The organism is Marinomonas ostreistagni, from assembly GCF_016461785.1.
Taxonomy (GTDB): Bacteria; Pseudomonadota; Gammaproteobacteria; order Pseudomonadales; family Marinomonadaceae; genus Marinomonas; species Marinomonas ostreistagni_A.
In genome coordinates, this window is sequence record NZ_JAEMUH010000012.1 from 1 (window position 1) to 18,944 (window position 18,944).

Annotated in this window: 20 protein-coding genes; 2 read left to right on the top strand and 18 right to left on the bottom strand. The window is 45.8% G+C overall.

Features of this window, described 5'->3' with window-relative positions; genetic code table 11:
- Nucleotides 1-56: 56 nt before the first annotated feature.
- The 3 genes from JHD44_RS12740 to tcdA all read right to left on the bottom strand — a co-directional run bounded on the left by JHD44_RS12740 (nucleotide 57) and on the right by tcdA (nucleotide 2,381).
- Nucleotides 57-647: a LysE family translocator gene (locus JHD44_RS12740; protein ID WP_199463162.1), complete on the bottom strand. Its 591-nt coding sequence runs from the start codon at nucleotides 645-647 to the stop codon at nucleotides 57-59.
- A 51-nt stretch (nucleotides 648-698) separates the two neighbouring features.
- Nucleotides 699-1,523: an AraC family transcriptional regulator gene (locus tag JHD44_RS12745; RefSeq protein ID WP_199463163.1), complete on the bottom strand. Its 825-nt coding sequence runs from the start codon at nucleotides 1,521-1,523 to the stop codon at nucleotides 699-701.
- A 72-nt stretch (nucleotides 1,524-1,595) separates the two neighbouring features.
- Nucleotides 1,596-2,381, bottom strand: a complete 786-nt coding sequence (gene tcdA / locus JHD44_RS12750) for a tRNA cyclic N6-threonylcarbamoyladenosine(37) synthase TcdA (protein WP_199463164.1) — start codon at nucleotides 2,379-2,381, stop codon at nucleotides 1,596-1,598.
- A gap of 220 nt (nucleotides 2,382-2,601) precedes the next feature.
- Here tcdA and JHD44_RS12755 point away from each other — a divergent pair, with 220 nt between their 5' ends.
- On the top strand, nucleotides 2,602-3,342 hold the full coding sequence (locus JHD44_RS12755) for a TrmB family transcriptional regulator (RefSeq protein ID WP_199463165.1): 741 nt from the start codon (nucleotides 2,602-2,604) through the stop codon (nucleotides 3,340-3,342).
- Nucleotides 3,343-3,432: 90 nt separating this feature from the next.
- Here JHD44_RS12755 and JHD44_RS12760 read toward each other — a convergent pair whose 3' ends face one another.
- From JHD44_RS12760 to mnmG, 15 genes are all read right to left on the bottom strand, one after another.
- Complete coding sequence (locus JHD44_RS12760; protein WP_267905839.1) at nucleotides 3,433-5,370, bottom strand: propionyl-CoA synthetase; 1,938 nt, start codon at nucleotides 5,368-5,370, stop codon at nucleotides 3,433-3,435.
- Nucleotides 5,371-5,446: 76 nt separating this feature from the next.
- Nucleotides 5,447-5,902 carry a F0F1 ATP synthase subunit epsilon gene (locus JHD44_RS12765; protein WP_199463167.1) on the bottom strand — a complete coding sequence of 152 codons (456 nt, stop codon included), beginning with the start codon at nucleotides 5,900-5,902 and terminating at the stop codon, nucleotides 5,447-5,449.
- Nucleotides 5,903-6,076: 174 nt separating this feature from the next.
- The gene (locus JHD44_RS12770) at nucleotides 6,077-6,496 is read right to left on the bottom strand and encodes a F0F1 ATP synthase subunit epsilon (RefSeq protein WP_133561581.1); all 420 of its coding nucleotides are present in this window, start codon (nucleotides 6,494-6,496) and stop codon (nucleotides 6,077-6,079) included.
- Between the two features lie 60 nt (nucleotides 6,497-6,556).
- On the bottom strand, nucleotides 6,557-7,933 hold the full coding sequence (atpD, locus tag JHD44_RS12775; protein WP_199463168.1) for a F0F1 ATP synthase subunit beta: 1,377 nt from the start codon (nucleotides 7,931-7,933) through the stop codon (nucleotides 6,557-6,559).
- 28 nt (nucleotides 7,934-7,961) lie between these two features.
- A complete protein-coding gene (gene atpG, locus JHD44_RS12780; RefSeq protein WP_199463169.1) occupies nucleotides 7,962-8,822 on the bottom strand; it encodes a F0F1 ATP synthase subunit gamma in 861 nt (286 codons plus the stop codon).
- 78 nt (nucleotides 8,823-8,900) lie between these two features.
- Nucleotides 8,901-10,445 (bottom strand): F0F1 ATP synthase subunit alpha, encoded by a 1,545-nt coding sequence (gene atpA / locus JHD44_RS12785; RefSeq protein WP_199463170.1) that lies wholly within the window; start codon nucleotides 10,443-10,445, stop codon nucleotides 8,901-8,903.
- A 36-nt stretch (nucleotides 10,446-10,481) separates the two neighbouring features.
- Nucleotides 10,482-11,018 carry a F0F1 ATP synthase subunit delta gene (locus JHD44_RS12790; RefSeq protein ID WP_199463171.1) on the bottom strand — a complete coding sequence of 179 codons (537 nt, stop codon included), beginning with the start codon at nucleotides 11,016-11,018 and terminating at the stop codon, nucleotides 10,482-10,484.
- A gap of 11 nt (nucleotides 11,019-11,029) precedes the next feature.
- Nucleotides 11,030-11,500, bottom strand: a complete 471-nt coding sequence (locus JHD44_RS12795; protein WP_199463172.1) for a F0F1 ATP synthase subunit B — start codon at nucleotides 11,498-11,500, stop codon at nucleotides 11,030-11,032.
- Between the two features lie 60 nt (nucleotides 11,501-11,560).
- Entirely contained in the window at nucleotides 11,561-11,818 is a 258-nt protein-coding gene (gene atpE / locus JHD44_RS12800; protein WP_055462623.1) for a F0F1 ATP synthase subunit C, read from the bottom strand.
- A 67-nt stretch (nucleotides 11,819-11,885) separates the two neighbouring features.
- Nucleotides 11,886-12,707, bottom strand: a complete 822-nt coding sequence (gene atpB, locus JHD44_RS12805) for a F0F1 ATP synthase subunit A (RefSeq protein ID WP_199463173.1) — start codon at nucleotides 12,705-12,707, stop codon at nucleotides 11,886-11,888.
- Between the two features lie 49 nt (nucleotides 12,708-12,756).
- Nucleotides 12,757-13,161 (bottom strand): ATP synthase subunit I, encoded by a 405-nt coding sequence (locus JHD44_RS12810; protein ID WP_199463174.1) that lies wholly within the window; start codon nucleotides 13,159-13,161, stop codon nucleotides 12,757-12,759.
- Nucleotides 13,162-13,343: 182 nt separating this feature from the next.
- Entirely contained in the window at nucleotides 13,344-14,225 is an 882-nt protein-coding gene (locus tag JHD44_RS12815) for a ParB/RepB/Spo0J family partition protein (RefSeq protein ID WP_199463175.1), read from the bottom strand.
- Between the two features lie 28 nt (nucleotides 14,226-14,253).
- Nucleotides 14,254-15,027: a ParA family protein gene (locus JHD44_RS12820; protein WP_199463176.1), complete on the bottom strand. Its 774-nt coding sequence runs from the start codon at nucleotides 15,025-15,027 to the stop codon at nucleotides 14,254-14,256.
- A 6-nt stretch (nucleotides 15,028-15,033) separates the two neighbouring features.
- Nucleotides 15,034-15,660 (bottom strand): 16S rRNA (guanine(527)-N(7))-methyltransferase RsmG, encoded by a 627-nt coding sequence (gene rsmG / locus JHD44_RS12825; protein WP_199463177.1) that lies wholly within the window; start codon nucleotides 15,658-15,660, stop codon nucleotides 15,034-15,036.
- 37 nt (nucleotides 15,661-15,697) lie between these two features.
- On the bottom strand, nucleotides 15,698-17,587 hold the full coding sequence (mnmG, locus tag JHD44_RS12830; protein ID WP_199463178.1) for a tRNA uridine-5-carboxymethylaminomethyl(34) synthesis enzyme MnmG: 1,890 nt from the start codon (nucleotides 17,585-17,587) through the stop codon (nucleotides 15,698-15,700).
- A gap of 697 nt (nucleotides 17,588-18,284) precedes the next feature.
- On the opposite strand from mnmG, the gene JHD44_RS12835 reads away from it, so the two are divergent.
- Entirely contained in the window at nucleotides 18,285-18,911 is a 627-nt protein-coding gene (locus JHD44_RS12835) for a TetR family transcriptional regulator C-terminal domain-containing protein (protein ID WP_199463179.1), read from the top strand.
- Nucleotides 18,912-18,944: the final 33 nt, after the last annotated feature.

An 18,944-nucleotide genomic window follows, 5' to 3' on the forward strand; every position in this document is an offset into this window, starting at 1 on the left:
ATACTTTAATCGTTAATTTTATTACTTCTCTTTTTTATATTTAAATTTCTATTATTTTATTTCTGAAGCAGAAAACCACTGATTCCAAGTCCGATAAATAACAATCCGGTAATGCGGTTAATCAGTACGATATGGTGTTTCAATAGATGAGACACCTTATCAATCGCCAATGATATCAATACATGAATAATCAAGGTTATCGCTACCAGCTCGATGGTGAGCATAACCGCATATGCCGCGAAATGCTCATTTGAGGGAATAAACATTGGAAAGAGAGCCCCGAAGAATACTAAGGTTTTCGGGTTCAATAATGAAATCAGTACGCCATTTTTAAAGCTGTAACCCTGTGCGGCAATGGTTATTTCACTTTTGGCGTAATACAGCGCCTTACATCCTAAATAAGCAATATAACCACTGCATAACCATGTCATGATTTGAAAGGCCCACTCACTCGAGTGAATCACCGCCAGTAACCAAGTATTCGCCAATACCGAAGCCAATATTAACCCTGTCGCAATACCAAAGATCACAGGCAGGGTACGACGCAAATTATGATTAATGCTGTTGCTCACCACCGCCAAACCACCTGGACCAGGGGAGGCAGCAGACGCCAAACAAACGGCTAAAAAGGCTAACTGACTTTCCATAACGCTCTCATTGATCGATTAAGATCATTAGGTTAAGCCGATTGCACACTCTTATCTTGTAAAAAATTGCTGTTGGTAAGCACTTGGCGAAATGCCCATGGCACTGACAAAGGCTTTGCTGAAGTGACTTTGATCGTGAAAGCCGCAATTCAGCGCCACATCAACCGCACTGATACCACGTTTAAGTTGTGCTCTGGCATGGTTTAAGCGTTGTTGGATTTGGTATTGATGAGGCGTTAGCTGATAGCAGCGTTTGAACTCTTTGATTAGATGAAACTTACTGATACCAGCCTGCTCTGCAACAGCCTCTAGAGAAAGCTTTTGCTGGTAGCAATCTGCTAAAAGGTCTCGCACGGACTCGATATTCGATTGTGCTTTGCTGAATGTCGGCATACTGCTGTGTTGGCTTTCTTGTAATAACAAGTTCACCAGTAGCAACTCCCATTGCTCTTCGATCTCTAATGCGCTCGCATTATGACGGATCTTATCTAGCAAGCCCTGCATTTGCAGACTTAAACGCCCATCGTTGATGACACTTTGACGAAAGTGCGGCGCTTTATAAACACCGAACAAGGATTGGTTTAGCGAACTCACACGCTCTTCAGAAGGATACAACGCACGATAGCGCCAGCCTTCACCTTTGCCCTTAGAGCCGGTATGCAATTCGTCTGGGGCAACGATTGAAAGCTGCCCCGGCAAGGCATTATGGCTCGCGCCACGATGACTAAAATGCATCACGCCTGCATCCACCACAGAAATAACAAAGCCTGCGTGGGCATGTTTACCGAAGACCGTCTCGGTAAACTGCGCTTCAATCATTTCCAATCCGCCTAAAGTTTGGCTAGTAGAAACATTGCAGTATTCGTTGGTGTGCATCCAGCCTCCAAGATAGCGTGGTGTTAGTACCACACTACCAGCTTAGTAGAGAACACTCTTGTAAAAAATTGCTTAGGCTTGGTTAGCCTTTAGCGCCAGCTTCTCAAGCACTCGCCCTACTGCCACAAAACCAAAGGTAGCCGTGACCACGGTGCTGGAGCCGAAGCCAGTTTCGCAGTTCATCTTGGTTTCTGTATCCCCTTTCTCACGAGTTTCGCACACTGTACCATCTGTCTGTGGGTATTTCAGTTGCTCCAATGAGTACACACATTCAATTTCGAAGCGTTTTTTGGTATCGCGAGGGAAGTTATAGTTTCGACGCAAGAAGTTACGCAGCTTAGCCGCCAGCGGGTCTTGCTCGGTACGAGACAAGTCAGCGATCTGCACTTTAGTTGGATCGATCTGACCACCAGCGCCGCCTACAGTAATCAGCTTACGTTTATTGCGCTTACACCACGCGATCATGGCCGCTTTTGGCTTTAGGCTATCAATCGCATCAATGATGTAGTCAAACGGCTGATCCAGCAGCTCAGGCACGTTATCAGTGGTGATGAAGTCTTCCACGCAGTTTACTTGGCAGTTTGGGTTGATCAACTTAATGCGCTCGGCCATGGCATCGACTTTGGCTTTGCCAATGGTGCCATCTAGGGCGTGAATTTGGCGGTTGATGTTGGTGACACAGACATCGTCCATATCGATCAAGGTGATCTGACCAATGCCCGAGCGCGCTAACGCTTCCGCGCACCATGAGCCAACCCCACCAATACCAATCACACAAACGTGGGCTTGCTGGAAAAACTCATAGGCTGTTTGGCCGTAAAGGCGGCTAATACCGCCAAAACGCTGATCATCACTCACTCTTGAACTCCTTGCAGAATCTCACCAATAAGGCAAAATGTTGGCTTAGTTAGGCAGAGTCTAGATATGGCAAGCCAACGCCCAAGGATGGGCGTGTCCGCCCTTCGCGGACATGGACGTCCGTAGGGCGGTGCTGTCATATCTAGGCGAGCACACACTGAGGTCTACACTTCACCACTCTTTTGGGTGGGTTCTACATCTATACGATTAATTAGGGTTTATGCTGCATCAAGTCTTAGAACAACTTGGCCTTACCGAACGTGAGACCATTCTTTATCAAACCTTGCTGAAATTAGGGCCTGCTTCGATTCGCGATATCGCCGAGCAATCCGGGGTCAACCGGGGTTCTGCCTACGAGTCATTGAAGCAGCTGCAAAGCAAAGGAGTCGTCAGCTATTTCCCGAAGGGTAAACGCCGTTTCTTTATGGCGGAGAACCCTGAGATTTTGCTAAATCTCGCCGAAGAGCGTAAGCAAAACATCGAAAAAACCATCGACTCGCTCAAGCACACTATTATTCCAAGCTTGGTACAGTCCCAGCCGACTTTCCATCATACCGATGTACGTTACTATGAAGGCGATGATGGCATCGAATGGGTATTGCGCGATATTTTAAACGTGGTGTCTCAGCAAGACCATAAGGAATACAGCGTATTTTCCTCGAAACCGATCCGCCCTTATCTATATCGACCGTTTCCGACCTACACTAAGCAACGCATTAAGCTGGGCATCAAAGTAAATGTCATTGCGCTTGGGGACGGTGGTGAAGATGCGGAGCTATCGGAACGTAAATGGATCAAAACCGAAGACAGTGTCGACGCCAGCTACATTGCTATCTATCCACCTAAGTGTGCCATTATTTCTCTTGCGCGAGATAACTTCCCTTCAGCTGTCGTACTCGAGTCAAACGATATCGCCAAGGCCCAGCAGATCATTTTTGATACTCTATGGCGCTTGCTGTAATAAGCCATAAAAAAGCCCGAGCATTCACTCGGGCAACAGTGGAATAACATGGCTAGGCCATGTTGGCTTGCTTAAAAAGCGCTTTGTTTTTCAGCCAGCGAGCTGTTCGACAATTAAACCCCGTTCAGCCATCAGCTCTTGGATATCGTAGATGCTGTTGGGATCGTCAATAGTCGATGGGATAGTAAACTCTTCACCGGAGGCGATCTGACGCAGTAGCTTACGTAGAATTTTACCCGAGCGGGTTTTCGGTAAACGCGGCACCACCATGGCAATCTTAAAGCACGCTAAAGCACCGATTTCTTGGCGCACCAAGGCAACCAGTTCTTCTTGGACACTGTCTGCTTGGTCTTCGTAGCCGTTTTTTAATAACACCAAACCTAGTGGTAACTGACCTTTGAGATCGTCGTTAATCCCAATAACACAGCACTCCGCCACGGCATCGTGCATGGCGACTACTTCTTCCATTTCACCAGTTGATAAGCGGTGACCCGCGACGTTAATCACATCGTCAGTACGCCCCATAATAAAGACATAACCGTCTTCATCGATGTAACCGCCATCGCCCGAAGTGTAGTAACCTGGGTAAACTTCTAAGTAGCCAGATTTAAAACGCTCCATATCGCCCCAAATGGTTGGTAAACAGCTTGGTGGCAGTGGTCGCTTGAGTGCAATACTGCCCTGCTCCATGGGCGGTAACGACTCCCCCTGATCATCCAGTACCTGAACTTGGAAACCAGGAGAAGGCACTGTAGAAGAACCTGGTTTAGCGATTTTCATTTCAAGGCCTATTGGATTCGCGCAGATTGCCCAGCCGGTTTCTGTTTGCCACCAGTGATCAACAATGCACTTACCAGTCACCGCTTTAGTCCACTCGTAAGTTGGCGGGTCTAAGCGCTCACCCGCCATAAAGATCACTCGAAGACCAGCAAGGTCTTCTTTATTAAGCAACTCGGCATCAGGATCTTCTTTACGAATGGCACGGAAGGCGGTTGGCGCTGCGAAAAGTGTTTTCACATCGTACTCTTTGCAGACACGCCAGAACTCACCCGCATTCGGTGTCATGATTGGCTTGCCTTCGTACATCACTGTCGTGCAGCCATAGATCAATGGGCCATAAACAATGTATGAGTGACCCACTACCCAGCCCACATCCGACGCAGCCCAGAACACTTCGCCTGGGCTCATATTGTAGATCGCTTGCATAGAATAATTGAGTGCTACGGCATGGCCGCCGTTATCACGCACCACACCTTTTGGCTTACCTGTCGTACCAGAGGTATAGAGGATATAAAGCGGATCTGTAGCTTTAACAGGGGTACAGTCTGCAGGATAGGCTTGTTCGACGGCACTGCTCCAATCAACATCTCGGCCTTGTTGTAACTCTGCAAGTTGTTGTTCTCGCTGATAAACAATACAGGCATTGGGTGAGTGCTTTGCCTGTTTTAAGGCTTCATCGAGCAGCGGTTTATAAGCAATGATACGGCAGATTTCAATGCCACATGAAGCGGTGACAATCACTTTGGGTTTGGCATCATCAATGCGCACTGCCAGTTCGTGGGCGGCAAAGCCCCCAAATACCACGGAATGAATGGCCCCAAGACGCGCCACCGCTAGCATGGCTATTAAGGCTTGCGGGATCATGGGCATGTAGATAACAACGGTATCGCCCTTCTCTACCCCTTGCTGCTCTAAGGCACCCGCAAATAGAGACACTGCGTCGAGCAGTTCTCGATAGCTGTAAGTTTGCTTAGTCCCCGTGACAGGAGAGTCGTAGATCAAGGCTGCCTGATCAGCTCGACCATTGGCCACATGATGATCTAGAGCAAGATAACAGGTGTTAAGCTCACCATCGGCAAACCATCGGTCCATCCCATGTTCATCCTGAGACAATATGGTTTTCGGGAATTTGAACCATTCTAAAGCTTGTGCTTTTTCACGCCAAAACGTCTCAGGCTCGATACAGGCGTTTTGATATTCTATTTGATATGACATGCAGGCAGACCTTTTATGCTTATTCTTTGCCAAGCCCAGATTGTTGACAATCCGGAACGTCAAAATCAAATATAGACTAATATTTAGCCAAAAAATCTAATACTAAAGGCTAATATTGTGTATTTTTTATTTTTTTGTCGACAAAATGGCCAATTTTTCGACTTTGCTCAATGACTTTAATACGTGCAGTTGCTTCGTTTAATTCTTTCAAGGCACGGGTATGGTCCAAGTCATTACTCGAAGCTCCTAGATGCTCTTCTGCATGCTGCTTAGCAGCAAGTGCTTCTTCCATGTCTAGCTCGCCAGCACGTTCAGCGAAGTCGGCTAATAGAATTACTTTGTGAGGCTGCACTTCCATAAAGCCACCAGAAATAAACATCATTTCTTCAGAGCCGTCTTCTTTCATTAATCGAGCGCTTCCGGCTTTTAGTAAGGTTAATAATGGTGCGTGACCAGGGAAAATCCCCACCTCCCCTTGATCAGCTTGCACTACGATATATTTAACGGGGCTTGAAAATAATGTGCGCTCTACACTGACGATGTCACATAAAATAGTACGGTTCATAAAAATTCCCTTTAATTGGGTTTACTGAGGCTAAATTGGAATGCACAAACCCTTCCAAGTTTGGTCAATGTACTCCAAATTCGAAGAAAAATTGTGATCATTAAAAGGATTATAAAATGTGTGGGTATAAAAAAAGCAGCCAATGGCTGCTTTTTTAGGACTGAAGCGTCGCGATTATTTTACGTGACGGTATTGTTGGATAGTACGTAGACGAGCTACGGCTTCCGCCAATTCAGCCGTTGCACGACTGTAGTCCAAATCAGATTGTTGCTGATTCAACAGATCTTGAGCGTGTTTCTGTGCTTCAAGTGCTGCTGCCTCATCAAGATCGTCCGCGCGAATAGCGGTATCTGCTAAGACAGTTACACGGTGTGGCTGAACTTCTAGGAAGCCGCCAGAAACGAAGATAACTTCTTGTTCACCGTTTTGCTTAATCACACGAACAGGGCCTGGTTGCAACGTAGTCAACAAAGGCGCGTGACCTGGGTAGATACCTAGGTCGCCATAACTACCTGCAGCCACAAGAGTCTCAACAGAACCTGAGAAGATCTCTTGTTCAGCGCTTACGATATCGCATTGTACCGTGATAGCCATAAGTTGCCTCTTTCAAGTCAGGCGTTGCCAGCGAGTCGTAACTCGCTGGCACTGCGTGGATTAAAGTTTCTTAGCTTTCTCAACCGCTTCTTCGATGCTACCGATCATGTAGAACGCTTGCTCTGGAAGCTCGTCGAATTCGCCGTTTAGGATGCCTTGGAAGCCACGGATAGTGTCTTTCAAAGAAACGTATTTACCTGGAGCACCAGTGAATACTTCTGCTACGAAGAAAGGCTGAGACAAGAAACGCTGGATCTTACGAGCACGGTTTACTGTCTGCTTATCTTCTTCAGATAGCTCGTCCATACCTAGGATCGCGATGATGTCTTTCAGCTCTTTGTAACGCTGAAGAACCATCTGAACGCCACGCGCTACGTCGTAGTGTTCTTGACCAATTACTAGTGGATCAAGCTGACGAGAAGTAGAGTCTAGTGGGTCAATCGCTGGGTAGATACCCAAAGAAGCGATGTCACGAGACAATACAACTGTTGCATCCAAGTGCGAGAACGTTGTCGCTGGAGATGGGTCAGTCAAGTCATCCGCAGGTACGTATACCGCTTGTACAGACGTGATAGAACCCGTCTTAGTAGACGTGATACGCTCTTGAAGTACACCCATCTCTTCTGCAAGAGTTGGCTGGTAACCTACCGCAGAAGGCATACGGCCTAGTAGGGCTGATACTTCAGTACCCGCTAGTGTGTAACGGTAGATGTTGTCGACGAAGAATAGTACGTCACGGCCTTCATCACGGAATTTTTCCGCCATAGTAAGACCTGTTAGTGCTACACGTAGACGGTTGCCTGGTGGCTCGTTCATCTGACCGTATACTAGAGATACTTTGTCGATTACGTTCGACTCAGTCATCTCGTGGTAGAAGTCGTTACCCTCACGAGTACGCTCACCTACACCTGCGAATACAGAGTAACCGCTGTGCTCGATCGCGATGTTACGGATAAGCTCCATCATGTTTACGGTTTTACCTACACCGGCACCACCAAACAGACCAACTTTACCACCCTTCGCGAACGGACATACAAGGTCGATTACCTTGATACCTGTTTCTAGCAATTCACTGCTGTTTGACTGATCAGCGTAAGATGGAGCTGAACGGTGGATAGACCAACGCTCTTCTTCACCGATTGCGCCTTTCTCGTCAATTGGGTTACCTAGAACGTCCATGATACGACCTAGAGTTTGAGTACCAACTGGTACAGATACTGGCTTACCAGTATTTTGAACTTCTAGGTGACGTTTTAGACCTTCAGTAGAACCCATGGCGATAGTACGTACGATACCGTCGCCTAGCTGTTGTTGAACTTCCAACACTAGCTCTTTACCCTCGATAGTGAGGGCGTCGTATACTTTTGGCACGTTATCACGTGGGAATTCCACATCGATAACCGCACCGATAATCTGTACGATTTGTCCGCTACTCATGTTCGGATCCTCTTAATACCTAAATACCTTAAACCGCTGCCGCGCCGCCAACAATCTCAGAAATTTCCTGAGTAATGGCTGCCTGACGTGCCTTGTTGTACACCAACTGCAATTCATTAATGATTTCGCCCGCGTTGTCCGTTGCGTTCTTCATAGCCAGCATTCGAGCGGCTTGTTCACACGCAATGTTTTCAACAACGGCTTGGTATACCTGAGACTCAATGTAACGAACCAAAAGATCGTTTAAGATCTCGACTGCGTCAGGCTCGTAGATGTAGTCCCAGTGGTGCTTCAGTTCTGCATTTTCTTCTGCTTGTAGCGGCAAAAGTTGCTCGACACCTGGTTTCTGAGTCATGGTGTTAACAAATTCGTTAGACACCAAAACTAGACGGTCGATGCGACCTTCATCAAACGCATCCAACATAACTTTAACACTACCAACCAAACGTGATGCTTCTGGTGCATCACCTAGGCCAGTTACTGCCGCAGTTACATTACCACCGTAGTTTTTGAAGAAAGATACAGCTTTTGAGCCAACTGCACAGATCTCAACTTCGACCCCTGCTTCAGCATACTGTTTCATATCTTTAATCGCGGCTTTGAACACGTTTACGTTCAAGCCACCACACAAACCACGATCACTGGATACGATGACGTAACCAACTCGCTTGATTTCACGCTCGGTTAGGTAACGGTGCTTATACTCAGGATTCGCGTTTGCCAAGTGACCAATCACTTGACGAATGCGATCTGCATACGGACGAGAAGAGGCCATACGATCCTGAGCTTTACGCGTTTTACTTGCCGCAACTTTTTCCATTGCGCGAGTAATTTTTCGCGTATTGTTAATGCTCCCAATCTGAGCGCGTATCTCTTTTCCGACTGCCATATTAGACCTGCCCTTGTGAGAATGTTAATTCACAAACTGCAGAGATGATTGGTGGCTGGCGAACCAGCCACCAAGTCATTACCAAGTTTGTGTCGCTTTAAACTTCTCAATCGCTGACTTAAATGTACCAGCGATTTCGTCGTTGTAATTACCAGACTTGTTGATGTCTTGCATCATCGCACTGTGTTCGCTGTTCATGTAGCTCAACAATGCATTTTCAAAGCTAGCAATTTTGCTTGTTTCAACATCCGCAAGGTAGCCTTCGTTGGCAGCGTAAAGGATTACGCCCATGTCACCTACAGCCATCGGACTGAACTGTGCTTGTTTCATTAGTTCAGTTACTTGCTTACCGTGCTCAAGTTGCTTACGAGTCGCATCATCAAGGTCAGAAGCGAACTGAGCAAATGCTGCCAATTCACGGTACTGAGCAAGAGCAAGACGGATACCACCACCTAGCTTCTTGATGATTTTCGTTTGTGCTGCACCACCTACACGAGATACCGAGATACCAGCGTTCATTGCAGGACGGATACCCGCGTTGAAAGCACTCGTTTCAAGGAAGATCTGACCGTCAGTGATAGAGATTACGTTCGTTGGTACGAACGCAGATACGTCACCACCTTGGGTTTCGATGATAGGTAGAGCAGTCAAAGAGCCTGTTTGACCTTTTACTTCACCGTTAGTGAACTTCTCTACGTATTCTGCGCTTACGCGAGACGCACGCTCTAGAAGACGAGAGTGCAAGTAGAAAACGTCACCTGGGTAAGCTTCACGACCTGGTGGACGACGTAGTAGCAATGAGATTTGACGGTAAGCCCAAGCTTGTTTCGTCAAGTCATCGAATACGATCAATGCGTCTTCACCGCGGTCACGGAAGTATTCGCCCATAGTACAGCCAGAGTAAGGAGCCAAGAACTGCATTGCTGCAGGATCAGCGGCACCCGCTACGACAACAGTGGTGTATTCCATTGCGCCGTTTTCTTCAAGCTTACGTACTACGTTTGCGATAGTAGATTGCTTCTGACCGATCGCAACGTACACACACTTAATGCCAGAGCTTTTCTGAGCAATGATAGTGTCGATTGCTAGAGCGGTTTTACCGATCTGACGGTCACCGATGATCAACTCACGCTGACCACGACCGATTGGCACCATTGAGTCAATCGCTTTGTAACCAGTTTGAACTGGCTGATCAACGCCTTGACGAGCGATTACGCCTGGTGCAACTTTTTCAACTGCATCAGTCATTTTCGCTTCTACTGGGCCTTTACCGTCAACTGGGTTACCTAGTGCGTCAACAACGCGACCTAGTAGCTCAGGACCGACTGGTACTTCAAGGATACGACCAGTACATTTTGCTTTTTGACCTTCTACAAGGTCTTGGTAGTTACCTAGTACTACGGCACCTACAGAGTCACGCTCTAGGTTCAATGCCATACCATAGACACCACCAGGGAATTCAATCATTTCCCCGTACATTACGTCAGCTAGACCGTGGATCAATACGATACCGTCTGCAACGCTGACAATTGTGCCCTCATTCTGGGCATCTGAAGACACATCAAGTGATTCGATGCGCTTCTTAATGATCTCGCTGATCTCAGATGGATTCAGTTGCTGCATGCTAAATTCCTCAACCCTGGTTTCACAGATGAAACCTTAGGAGTTTATCGCTTCGGCCAGTTTCGCCAGTTTTCCGCGTACTGAACCGTCGATGATTAAATCACCGGTACGGATTACCACGCCACCAATAAGGCTTGCGTCTGTTTCACTGGTTAAATTGACGTTACGGTCCAATTTTTTACCAAGTGAAGCGGCCAGTGTTTGCTCTTGTTCTGCTGATAACGCAAAAGCTGAAGTGACTACAACGTCAACCGCTTTTTCGTAATTCAGTTTGAACTGTTCAAATAACTCAGAAATCGCTGGAATAAGCGTTAGACGCTTATTCTCTGCAAGGCTTAGCAAATATGCTTTACCTGCATCAGTGACTACTTCGTTGCACACTTCCGCTAGAGCTGTTGCCTTCTCTTGCGCACTAAAAGCTGGGTTCTGAAGCGCTACGTTTAGCTTTGCCTCTTCTGTAGCAGTAGCCAATATGCTTAGCATATTGGCCCACTCAGCTACTTGGCCTTGCTCACGAGCGACTTCAAAAGCGGCTTTGGCGTATGGTCGCGCGACTGTTTTTAATTCAGCCATAGGACCCTCGCTTATAGCTCTTTGGCGAGTTGTTCAACGATCTCGCTGTGTGCTTTTTCGTCAACGCTGGCGCCCAAAATCTTCTCTGCACCGGTAAGAGCTAGAGCTGAAACTTGAGTACGTAGTGCTTCTTTAGCACGTACAACATCTTGTTCAATCTCTGCTTGAGCCGCATCACGTAGGCGTTTGCCGTCTGCTAGCGCTTGCTCTTTCGCTTCATCAATGATTTGGTTAGCACGTTTGTTGGCTTGTTCAATAATCTCGGCCGCTTGTTCCTTGCTTTCACGTAGCGTTTGAGTAGCTTTTTCTTGAGCTAGCTCTAGGTCACGTGAAGCACGGTTAGCTGCTTCCAAACCGTCCGCGATTTTCTTGCTACGCTCATCGAGCGCAGCAATCACTGGTGGCCATACATACTTCATGCAGAACCACACAAAAATCGCAAACGAGATAGCTTGGCCTATTAGTGTGAGATTAATATTCACGCAAATATCCTCGCTCTAGTCGTTCAAAATTAATAATTCACTTTTCGTCAAAGCGAAATATTAGCCAGCAACCTGAGCAATGAATGGGTTTGCGAAAGTGAAGAACAATGCAATACCAACACCGATCATTGTTACGGCGTCAAGAAGACCCGCTACGATGAACATTTTAACTTGAAGCATTGGAACCATTTCTGGTTGACGCGCAGCGCCTTCCAAGAATTTACCACCAAGTAGACCGAAACCAATCGCAGTACCTAGGGCACCTAGACCGATAAGAAGGGCTACAGCAACAGCGGTTAGACCAACTACAGTTTCCATTTTAACTCCTAATTTTCACAGTTTTTTAAGATTACAAGGTTTAAAAAAATCGTTATTTAACGCGATCTTAGTGATCTTCGTGCGCCATACTCAAGTACACGATTGTTAGCATCATGAAGATGAATGCTTGCAATACGATTACTAGAATGTGGAAGATCGCCCAAGGCACAGACAGAGCCCATTGAATGCCCCAAGGCAAGATCGCGATCAAGATGAAGATCAATTCACCAGCATACAAGTTACCGAAAAGTCGTAATGCTAGAGAAACTGGCTTAGCAAGAAGACCTACACCTTCCAACAATAAGTTGAAAGGAATCATCCACTTACCGAAAGGCTGTAGCGTTAACTCGCCAACAAAACCGCTTACACCTTTTACTTTGATGCTGTAGTAAATGATCAAAGCAAAAACAGAAATAGACATACCAAGCGTTGCGTTTAGATCTGTAGTAGGCACCACTCGGAAATATGGCACACCCAATAAAGACGCTAGATGAGGCAAGAAGTCTACAGGCACTAAGTCCATTGTGTTCATCAAGAACACCCAAACAAAGATCGTCAACGCCAATGGCGCAATCACCTTGTTTTTGCCATGGAAAGTTTCTTTGACGCTCTTGTCAACGAATTCCACCATTAGCTCAACGAAGTTCTGTAAGCCTGAAGGCGTGTCTACAGACACTTTCTTCGCCGCTTTACGGAATAACCATAGGAACAGGATACCTAGGCCGATTGAGAACAACATTGTGTCCAGGTGAATCGCCCAGAACCCCATTGCCGCAGCTTCTTCAGCACCGTGAGCAATACCCCACGAACCATCAGGATGTTGACCAAAGGTCAAATTCTGAAGGTGGTGCTGTATGTAGCTTGACGCTGTGAGATTTTCACTTGCCATATTTACATCCACACTCTTTCAATGATTAAAACCGTTTTCCTGCCTGTTGTTAGTACTTTAACAACAGGGGACTGAGCCAATGGCTCAAAATTGCGATACCGAAGCCGGCAAACAATGCGCCAGGGGCAATGGGCTGAATAAAAATAAACACGGCAGATAACAGTATTGCCGTGAGCACCAACTTGCCTGCTTCACCTCGATAAAATGACTTCACCACATCTTTGGCTGGGCGAGTCCCGGAGTGGCCAAACACACGCCACGCCATATATAAACTTGGAATTATGCTAGCCAAAGCACCCGCTAAAAATGAGTACGCGTGTAGACCACCATAAATCGTAAAAATTCCAACACTAAGACAAAAAACTAGCACGATCTGAGTTGCAATAAAGCGAAACACAGCTCGTTTTTTAGCGGCTAATAAAGCACTCGCCTTAAGCGGCTTGTTATGAGCCATTATTTTTTCCCTAGCTCGATGCACCATTGTAATGCACTGAAATAAGCACACAATGTGATCAATTTTAAAATCCGACGCATTATATGGGTTATATTCAGGCGGTTCAATACAAACACGGCACAGAAAGTGCACTATTAGCCTAATGTCTACCATATTGATGCGTTCTCGCACCAAAGTTGTGTTTAAAGGCCGAAAAGTTCGCTCATCATGGACTCTAAATGTGCTTGGTCGCGGTACTCAATCACCAACTTTCCTTTACCTTTAGCATTGGCTTGAATTTTTACTTGAGAATGAATTTTATCTGCGATGCGCGCTGCGTGCTCGCTGTAGTCCGGTAAGGACGGTTTTTCATGTTCATCCTTAGGCTGCTGGAATGATTTGACCAACTTTTCCGTTTCGCGAACCGACAAAGATTTCGTAATAACAATTGAAGCAGCCTGAGCTTGATATTCGGTTTCAAGGCCTAGTAAGGCTCTAGCATGCCCCATTTCAATATCACCGTGCTCAACCAAACGACGTACATCAGGGGTTAAGTTAAGTAAGCGCAGTAAGTTGGCCACGGCAGAACGTGATTTACCAACCGTATCAGCCACTTGCTGTTGAGTTAGACTAAACTCTTCAACCAAACGTTGTAATGCGACGGCTTCTTCAATGGGATTCAGGTCTTCGCGCTGGATGTTTTCAATCAGCGCCAGCACCACTGCATCCGAATCTTCTACATGACGAATAATAACTGGCACTTTATCAAGTCCAGCAATCTTAGCCGCACGCCAGCGACGCTCACCTGCAATGATTTCGTAGCGCTGTTCTTCTAAAGGGCGAACGACGATCGGCTGCATGATACCTTGATTGCGAATCGAGTTAGCCAGCTCATCAAGCTGATTAGGATTCATGTCTCGGCGCGGCTGAAATTTACCTTTGCTCAGCCACTCAACAGGTAAGTAAGTCAAACCTTGAATGGTTTGATCATTTGTTGCTGTGGTATTTTCATCTTGAGCAGGAGCCGCTTTGGGTGCTAACAGAGCATCTAAGCCACGACCTAAGCCGCGTTTTTTCATCGTCATTCTAATCAACCTTTATTAAGAATGGTGACTATGCAGCCACTGCGCGTTTGCGAATAAACTCTCCCGCCAAAGCGAGGTAAGCAACCGCGCCACGGGACTGTTTTTCATAATGTAGGACAGGCAAACCGTAACTTGGCGCTTCGGCGAGTCGAATATTTCTTGGAATCACCGTATCGAACACTTTATCGCCAAAGTACTCCACCAGTTGCGTCGAGACATCATGGGTCAAACTTGGACGAGGATCGTACATGGTTCTTAGGATTCCCTCGATAGCCAAAGCTGGATTTAATGCTGTCGAGATCGTTTCAATGGTTTGCAACAAAGCTGTTAAGCCTTCCAATGCGTAATATTCACATTGTACCGGAATCAACACTCCTTGGGCGGCCGCTAGCGCATTCACCGTCAACATATTCAACGATGGAGGACAATCCAGTAGCACATAATCAAAGTCGTTTTCAACTTCGTATAAGCTAGCCCGCAAGCGAGTCTCTTTACTTGGCAAATCCAACAGCACAACTTCTGCACCCGTTAAATCACCGTTTGCAGGCAAAACGGTATAACCAGCCGTTTCGCTATAGGTCATCGCCTCTTTTACACCATGAGTACCCACCAAGACATCGAATACAGTTTTTTCAAGATCGTCTTTCTGCAAGCCGCTGCCAGTGGTGGCATTGCCCTGAGGATCTAAGTCAATCAGCAATACTCGTCGTTTCATGGCACTCAAGGAAGCGGCCAAGTTGACACAAGTTGTCGTTTTGCCAACACCACCTTTTTGATTGGTCACTGCGATGATACGCGCCATAGCTAACTATCCTTTGCGAGTCATAATCACCATATGACGCTCAGCATCAATGGTAGGAACGCTCAATGGTTTGATCTCTTGTACTACCACGGTGTCTGGCAGTTGGGCCAGTTCATCATCTGGGTAGACACCTTTCATAGCTAAGAAATTACCATTTGCGGACGGTAATGGTAAGCACCAATTAATCATGTCTTCAAGTGAAGCAAAGGCACGGGATGTCACATGATCGTATATGCCTTGGTGAACGTGCTTTTCCACTCGTTCATTGGCAACGGTAACATTGTCCAGCCCCATCTCCATCTTCACTTGTGTAAGAAAACGCGTCTTCTTGCCATTACTGTCTAATAAAGTGAAATCATGATCAGGTAAGCAGATGGCTAAAATCATCCCAGGTAAACCAGGACCAGTGCCCACATCAATGACTTTTTTACCCGTAATAAATGGCAAGGTCGCCAAACTGTCTAGAAGGTGCAGCGACACCATTTTGTCAGCATCACGAATAGCCGTCAGGTTGTAGGCTTTGTTCCACTTTTGCAGTAAGCCTAAGTATTGAACAAGACGCTCAACGGTCTCATCAGAAAGCGAGATGCCCATGTCGTTGGCACCTCGCTTGAGGGTATCAAAATAACTCACAATCGTTCCTAGAGTGCAATTCTATTGGTTGCTGATTCTAGGCACTTTTGCTGCTTATGGCACGTTTTTTCAAGTGAACCAATAGTAAAGACACCGCAGCAGGTGTTACACCTTGGATACGAGAAGCGGCCGCAAGAGTTGCAGGACGAGCTTCTGAAAGCTTTTGTTTTACCTCATTCGACAAACCGTCAATCACCGAATAATCCATATTCTCTGGCAGTGGCGTGTTTTCTTGTCGACGCAAACGTTCAATGTCTTCAGCTTGACGAGAAATGTAGCCTGCATATTTCACCGAAATTTGTACCTGCTCGGAAACTTGCTCTGACACAGGATGCTCAGGGGCGTTCTTCAAATTCGCCACGTCTGCATATTCAACACCAGGACGTTTTAATAGATCTAATAAGCTGTACTCGTGAGAAATCGGTGTTTCTAGCTTCGGATTAATCAGTTCCGCTTCAGGTGTATTAGGCACAATCCATGAAGACTTCATGCGTTGGGTTTCTTGTTCGATCGCTTCACGTTTTTCACAGAATGCAGCCCAACGTTCTTCGCTGACTAAACCAAGCTCATGGCCCTTTTCAGTCAAACGCATATCGGCATTGTCTTCACGCAAGATCAAGCGGTATTCCGCTCGGCTAGTAAACATACGATATGGCTCTTTCGTTCCCATCGTAATTAAGTCATCTACCAAGACGCCAAGATAAGCCTCATCACGACGAGGAGCCCAAGCGTCTTTGCCTTGCGCTTGTAGTGCAGCGTTCATCCCCGCTAACAAGCCTTGGGCACCGGCTTCTTCATAGCCTGTGGTACCGTTAATTTGCCCAGCGAAGAACAGACTTTCCATATGTTTGGTTTCTAAAGAGTGCTTCAAATCCTGAGGGTTGAAGTAATCGTATTCAATAGCATATCCCGGACGCGTGATGTGCGCATTCTCCAGACCTTTCATAGAGCGAATCAAATTCAACTGAACATCAAATGGCAAAGAAGTGGAGACACCATTTGGATACAGTTCATGGGTTGTTAAGCCCTCAGGCTCAATAAACACCTGATGCGAATTTTTGTCTGCAAAACGCACAATTTTATCTTCGATAGAAGGACAGTAACGCGGACCAACCCCTTCAATCACTCCAGAGTACATTGGAGAACGATCCATCCCCGCACGAATAATGTCGTGGGTTTTTTCATTAGTATGAGTGATAAAGCAATTAATTTGCTCAGGATGTAGTGCTCGGCTGCCCATATAAGACATCACAGGTGTGATGTCATCACCAGGTTGCGCTTGCATCATAGAAAAGTCTACTGATCGTGCATCAATACGTGGTGGTGTGCCTGTTTTTAGACGATCAATACGAAATGGCAAAGCACGAAGCTTCTGTGCTAAACCAATTGAAGCAGGATCTCCAGCTCGTCCACCCGAGTAGTTTTGCATGCCAACATGAATAACACCGCCTAAAAATGTACCTGTCGTTAAGACAACCGTTTTACTTAAGAAGCGGATACCACTTTGCGTGACAACACCACGTGCAGCACCTTCTTCAACAATCAAATCTTCACAAGATTGTTGGAACAACCAAAGGTTTTCTTGGTTTTCCAGCATATGACGGACAGCAGCCTTGTATAAGATACGGTCAGCTTGAGCACGTGTTGCTCTGACTGCAGGGCCTTTACGACTATTTAATGTTCGAAACTGAATACCCGCCATATCCGTTGCCAATGCCATGGCACCGTCTAAAGCATCAATTTCCTTAACAAGGTGGGACTTCCCGATACCACCAATCGCTGGGTTACAAGACATCTGCCCTAGCGTTTCAATGTTATGAGTTAAAAGAAGGGTTTTTACACCCATACGTGCTGCTGCAAGTGCGGCTTCTGTACCCGCATGGCCACCACCAACAACAATCACATCAAAGCGAGTTGGGAAATCCACACAAACCTCGGTAATGAATAAAAAACGAACAGTAGAATTAACAGGGCGCTAAGTATATCTGTTAAATCACAAATTGAAAGAGAACACCGCAGACTTTCCCGGTCATCAAAAATAATATAAAAGAAGTATATATAGTGTTTTCTTATGTTTAATGTATTTATATAGAAGCCATATTTCTGTTAACAACTTAATTAAATTCTTTTAATTCATATATTTACATGGTTTAAAACTTGTTAAGGTTCCGTGATCAACCCTGTGATGTGGATAAAAGAATGCTGTTGATAAAAGTGTGAGTTATACAAGCTGCTTTTTTAGCAGTGGATTAGTACCAACCTGTGCAAAACTTCTTATCCACTTACCCCCTTTTTTATTAACAACCATTGTATTCACAATTTATGTTAGTAAGTATCTGTTTTAAATGAGCTTTTTTATATTTTTTGGTGATATATACAGTCTTTTTTTATGAAAAGTATCCACAGGTGATATGACTAGAAAAATTTTCATCTAGCCGCTTTTCTCTTTAAAAAAATTGTGAATAAAACTTCTTGACAGTGATTTCTCAAAAACATAACCGAATGTGAACAAATCTAGACATTCAATTTTATGGCTACTGTGGATAGTTTAATTGATTACTACACTTGCGAATCTGTGAGTAAGATTCTATTTTTAGACGGTTAGTCTAAATTTTGGAGATAGAATGGACAGCGTAAAAAACCGCAGAGGAAGGCCTAAAGCGACAGATCTCAGTTATCAAGACACTCAAGAAGCACTGTTACAGGCAGGCGTGGTTTGGCTAACTCAGTCAGGTTTTCAAGGCACTGGACTTGAGCCGATGTTGCGTTCTGTGCAAGTGCCGAAAGGCTCTTTTTACCATTACTTTGAGAGTAAGGAGTTATTTGCCTTAGCTGTTCTACAGCGATATCGGTCGTTTTTTGAGGCGAAGCTTGATTGCTATTTACTGGATGAAACACTTCCGCCGTTAACGCGTCTACGTAATTTTATTGAATCAGCGAAAGCTGGAATGGAAAAGTATGCCTTTAAGCGAGGCTGCTTAGTGGGCAACTTAGAACAGGAAGCAACCGTTCTACCTGAATCGATTCGCCAAGCGGTATTAGACACGTACCAAAGTTGGCAAAGCAAAGTTGCGGATTGCTTAACACTGGCGCAAGAGCAAGGTTTGATTGATGAACATGCTGATGTAAACGCCCTCGCTCACGTGTTTTGGGTAGGTTGGGAAGGCGCCGTGGCGCGGGCTCGATTAACCAGATCGAGTAGCCCATTGCTACAGTTTGAAAAATTTTACTTAGCGGGCTTACCCCGCTAACGCATTTGTCTATTTCTAGACACTTGGTCTAAT

Bases quoted from the DNA above. Each gene is read 5' to 3' on its own strand.
- JHD44_RS12815 (WP_199463175.1), bottom strand. From the start codon at position 14,225: ATGACGATGAAAAAACGCGGCTTAGGTCGTGGCTTAGATGCTCTGTTA.
- JHD44_RS12740 (WP_199463162.1), bottom strand. From the start codon at position 647: ATGGAAAGTCAGTTAGCCTTTTTAGCCGTTTGTTTGGCGTCTGCTGCC.
- atpA (WP_199463170.1), bottom strand. From the start codon at position 10,445: ATGCAGCAACTGAATCCATCTGAGATCAGCGAGATCATTAAGAAGCGC.
- JHD44_RS12835 (WP_199463179.1), top strand. From the start codon at position 18,285: ATGGACAGCGTAAAAAACCGCAGAGGAAGGCCTAAAGCGACAGATCTC.
- atpE (WP_055462623.1), bottom strand. From the start codon at position 11,818: ATGGAAACTGTAGTTGGTCTAACCGCTGTTGCTGTAGCCCTTCTTATC.
- atpG (WP_199463169.1), bottom strand. From the start codon at position 8,822: ATGGCAGTCGGAAAAGAGATACGCGCTCAGATTGGGAGCATTAACAAT.
- JHD44_RS12820 (WP_199463176.1), bottom strand. From the start codon at position 15,027: ATGGCGCGTATCATCGCAGTGACCAATCAAAAAGGTGGTGTTGGCAAA.
- atpD (WP_199463168.1), bottom strand. From the start codon at position 7,933: ATGAGTAGCGGACAAATCGTACAGATTATCGGTGCGGTTATCGATGTG.
- JHD44_RS12745 (WP_199463163.1), bottom strand. From the start codon at position 1,523: ATGCACACCAACGAATACTGCAATGTTTCTACTAGCCAAACTTTAGGC.
- atpB (WP_199463173.1), bottom strand. From the start codon at position 12,707: ATGGCAAGTGAAAATCTCACAGCGTCAAGCTACATACAGCACCACCTT.
- JHD44_RS12755 (WP_199463165.1), top strand. From the start codon at position 2,602: ATGCTGCATCAAGTCTTAGAACAACTTGGCCTTACCGAACGTGAGACC.
- JHD44_RS12765 (WP_199463167.1), bottom strand. From the start codon at position 5,902: ATGAACCGTACTATTTTATGTGACATCGTCAGTGTAGAGCGCACATTA.
- JHD44_RS12790 (WP_199463171.1), bottom strand. From the start codon at position 11,018: ATGGCTGAATTAAAAACAGTCGCGCGACCATACGCCAAAGCCGCTTTT.
- JHD44_RS12770 (WP_133561581.1), bottom strand. From the start codon at position 6,496: ATGGCTATCACGGTACAATGCGATATCGTAAGCGCTGAACAAGAGATC.
- JHD44_RS12810 (WP_199463174.1), bottom strand. From the start codon at position 13,161: ATGGCTCATAACAAGCCGCTTAAGGCGAGTGCTTTATTAGCCGCTAAA.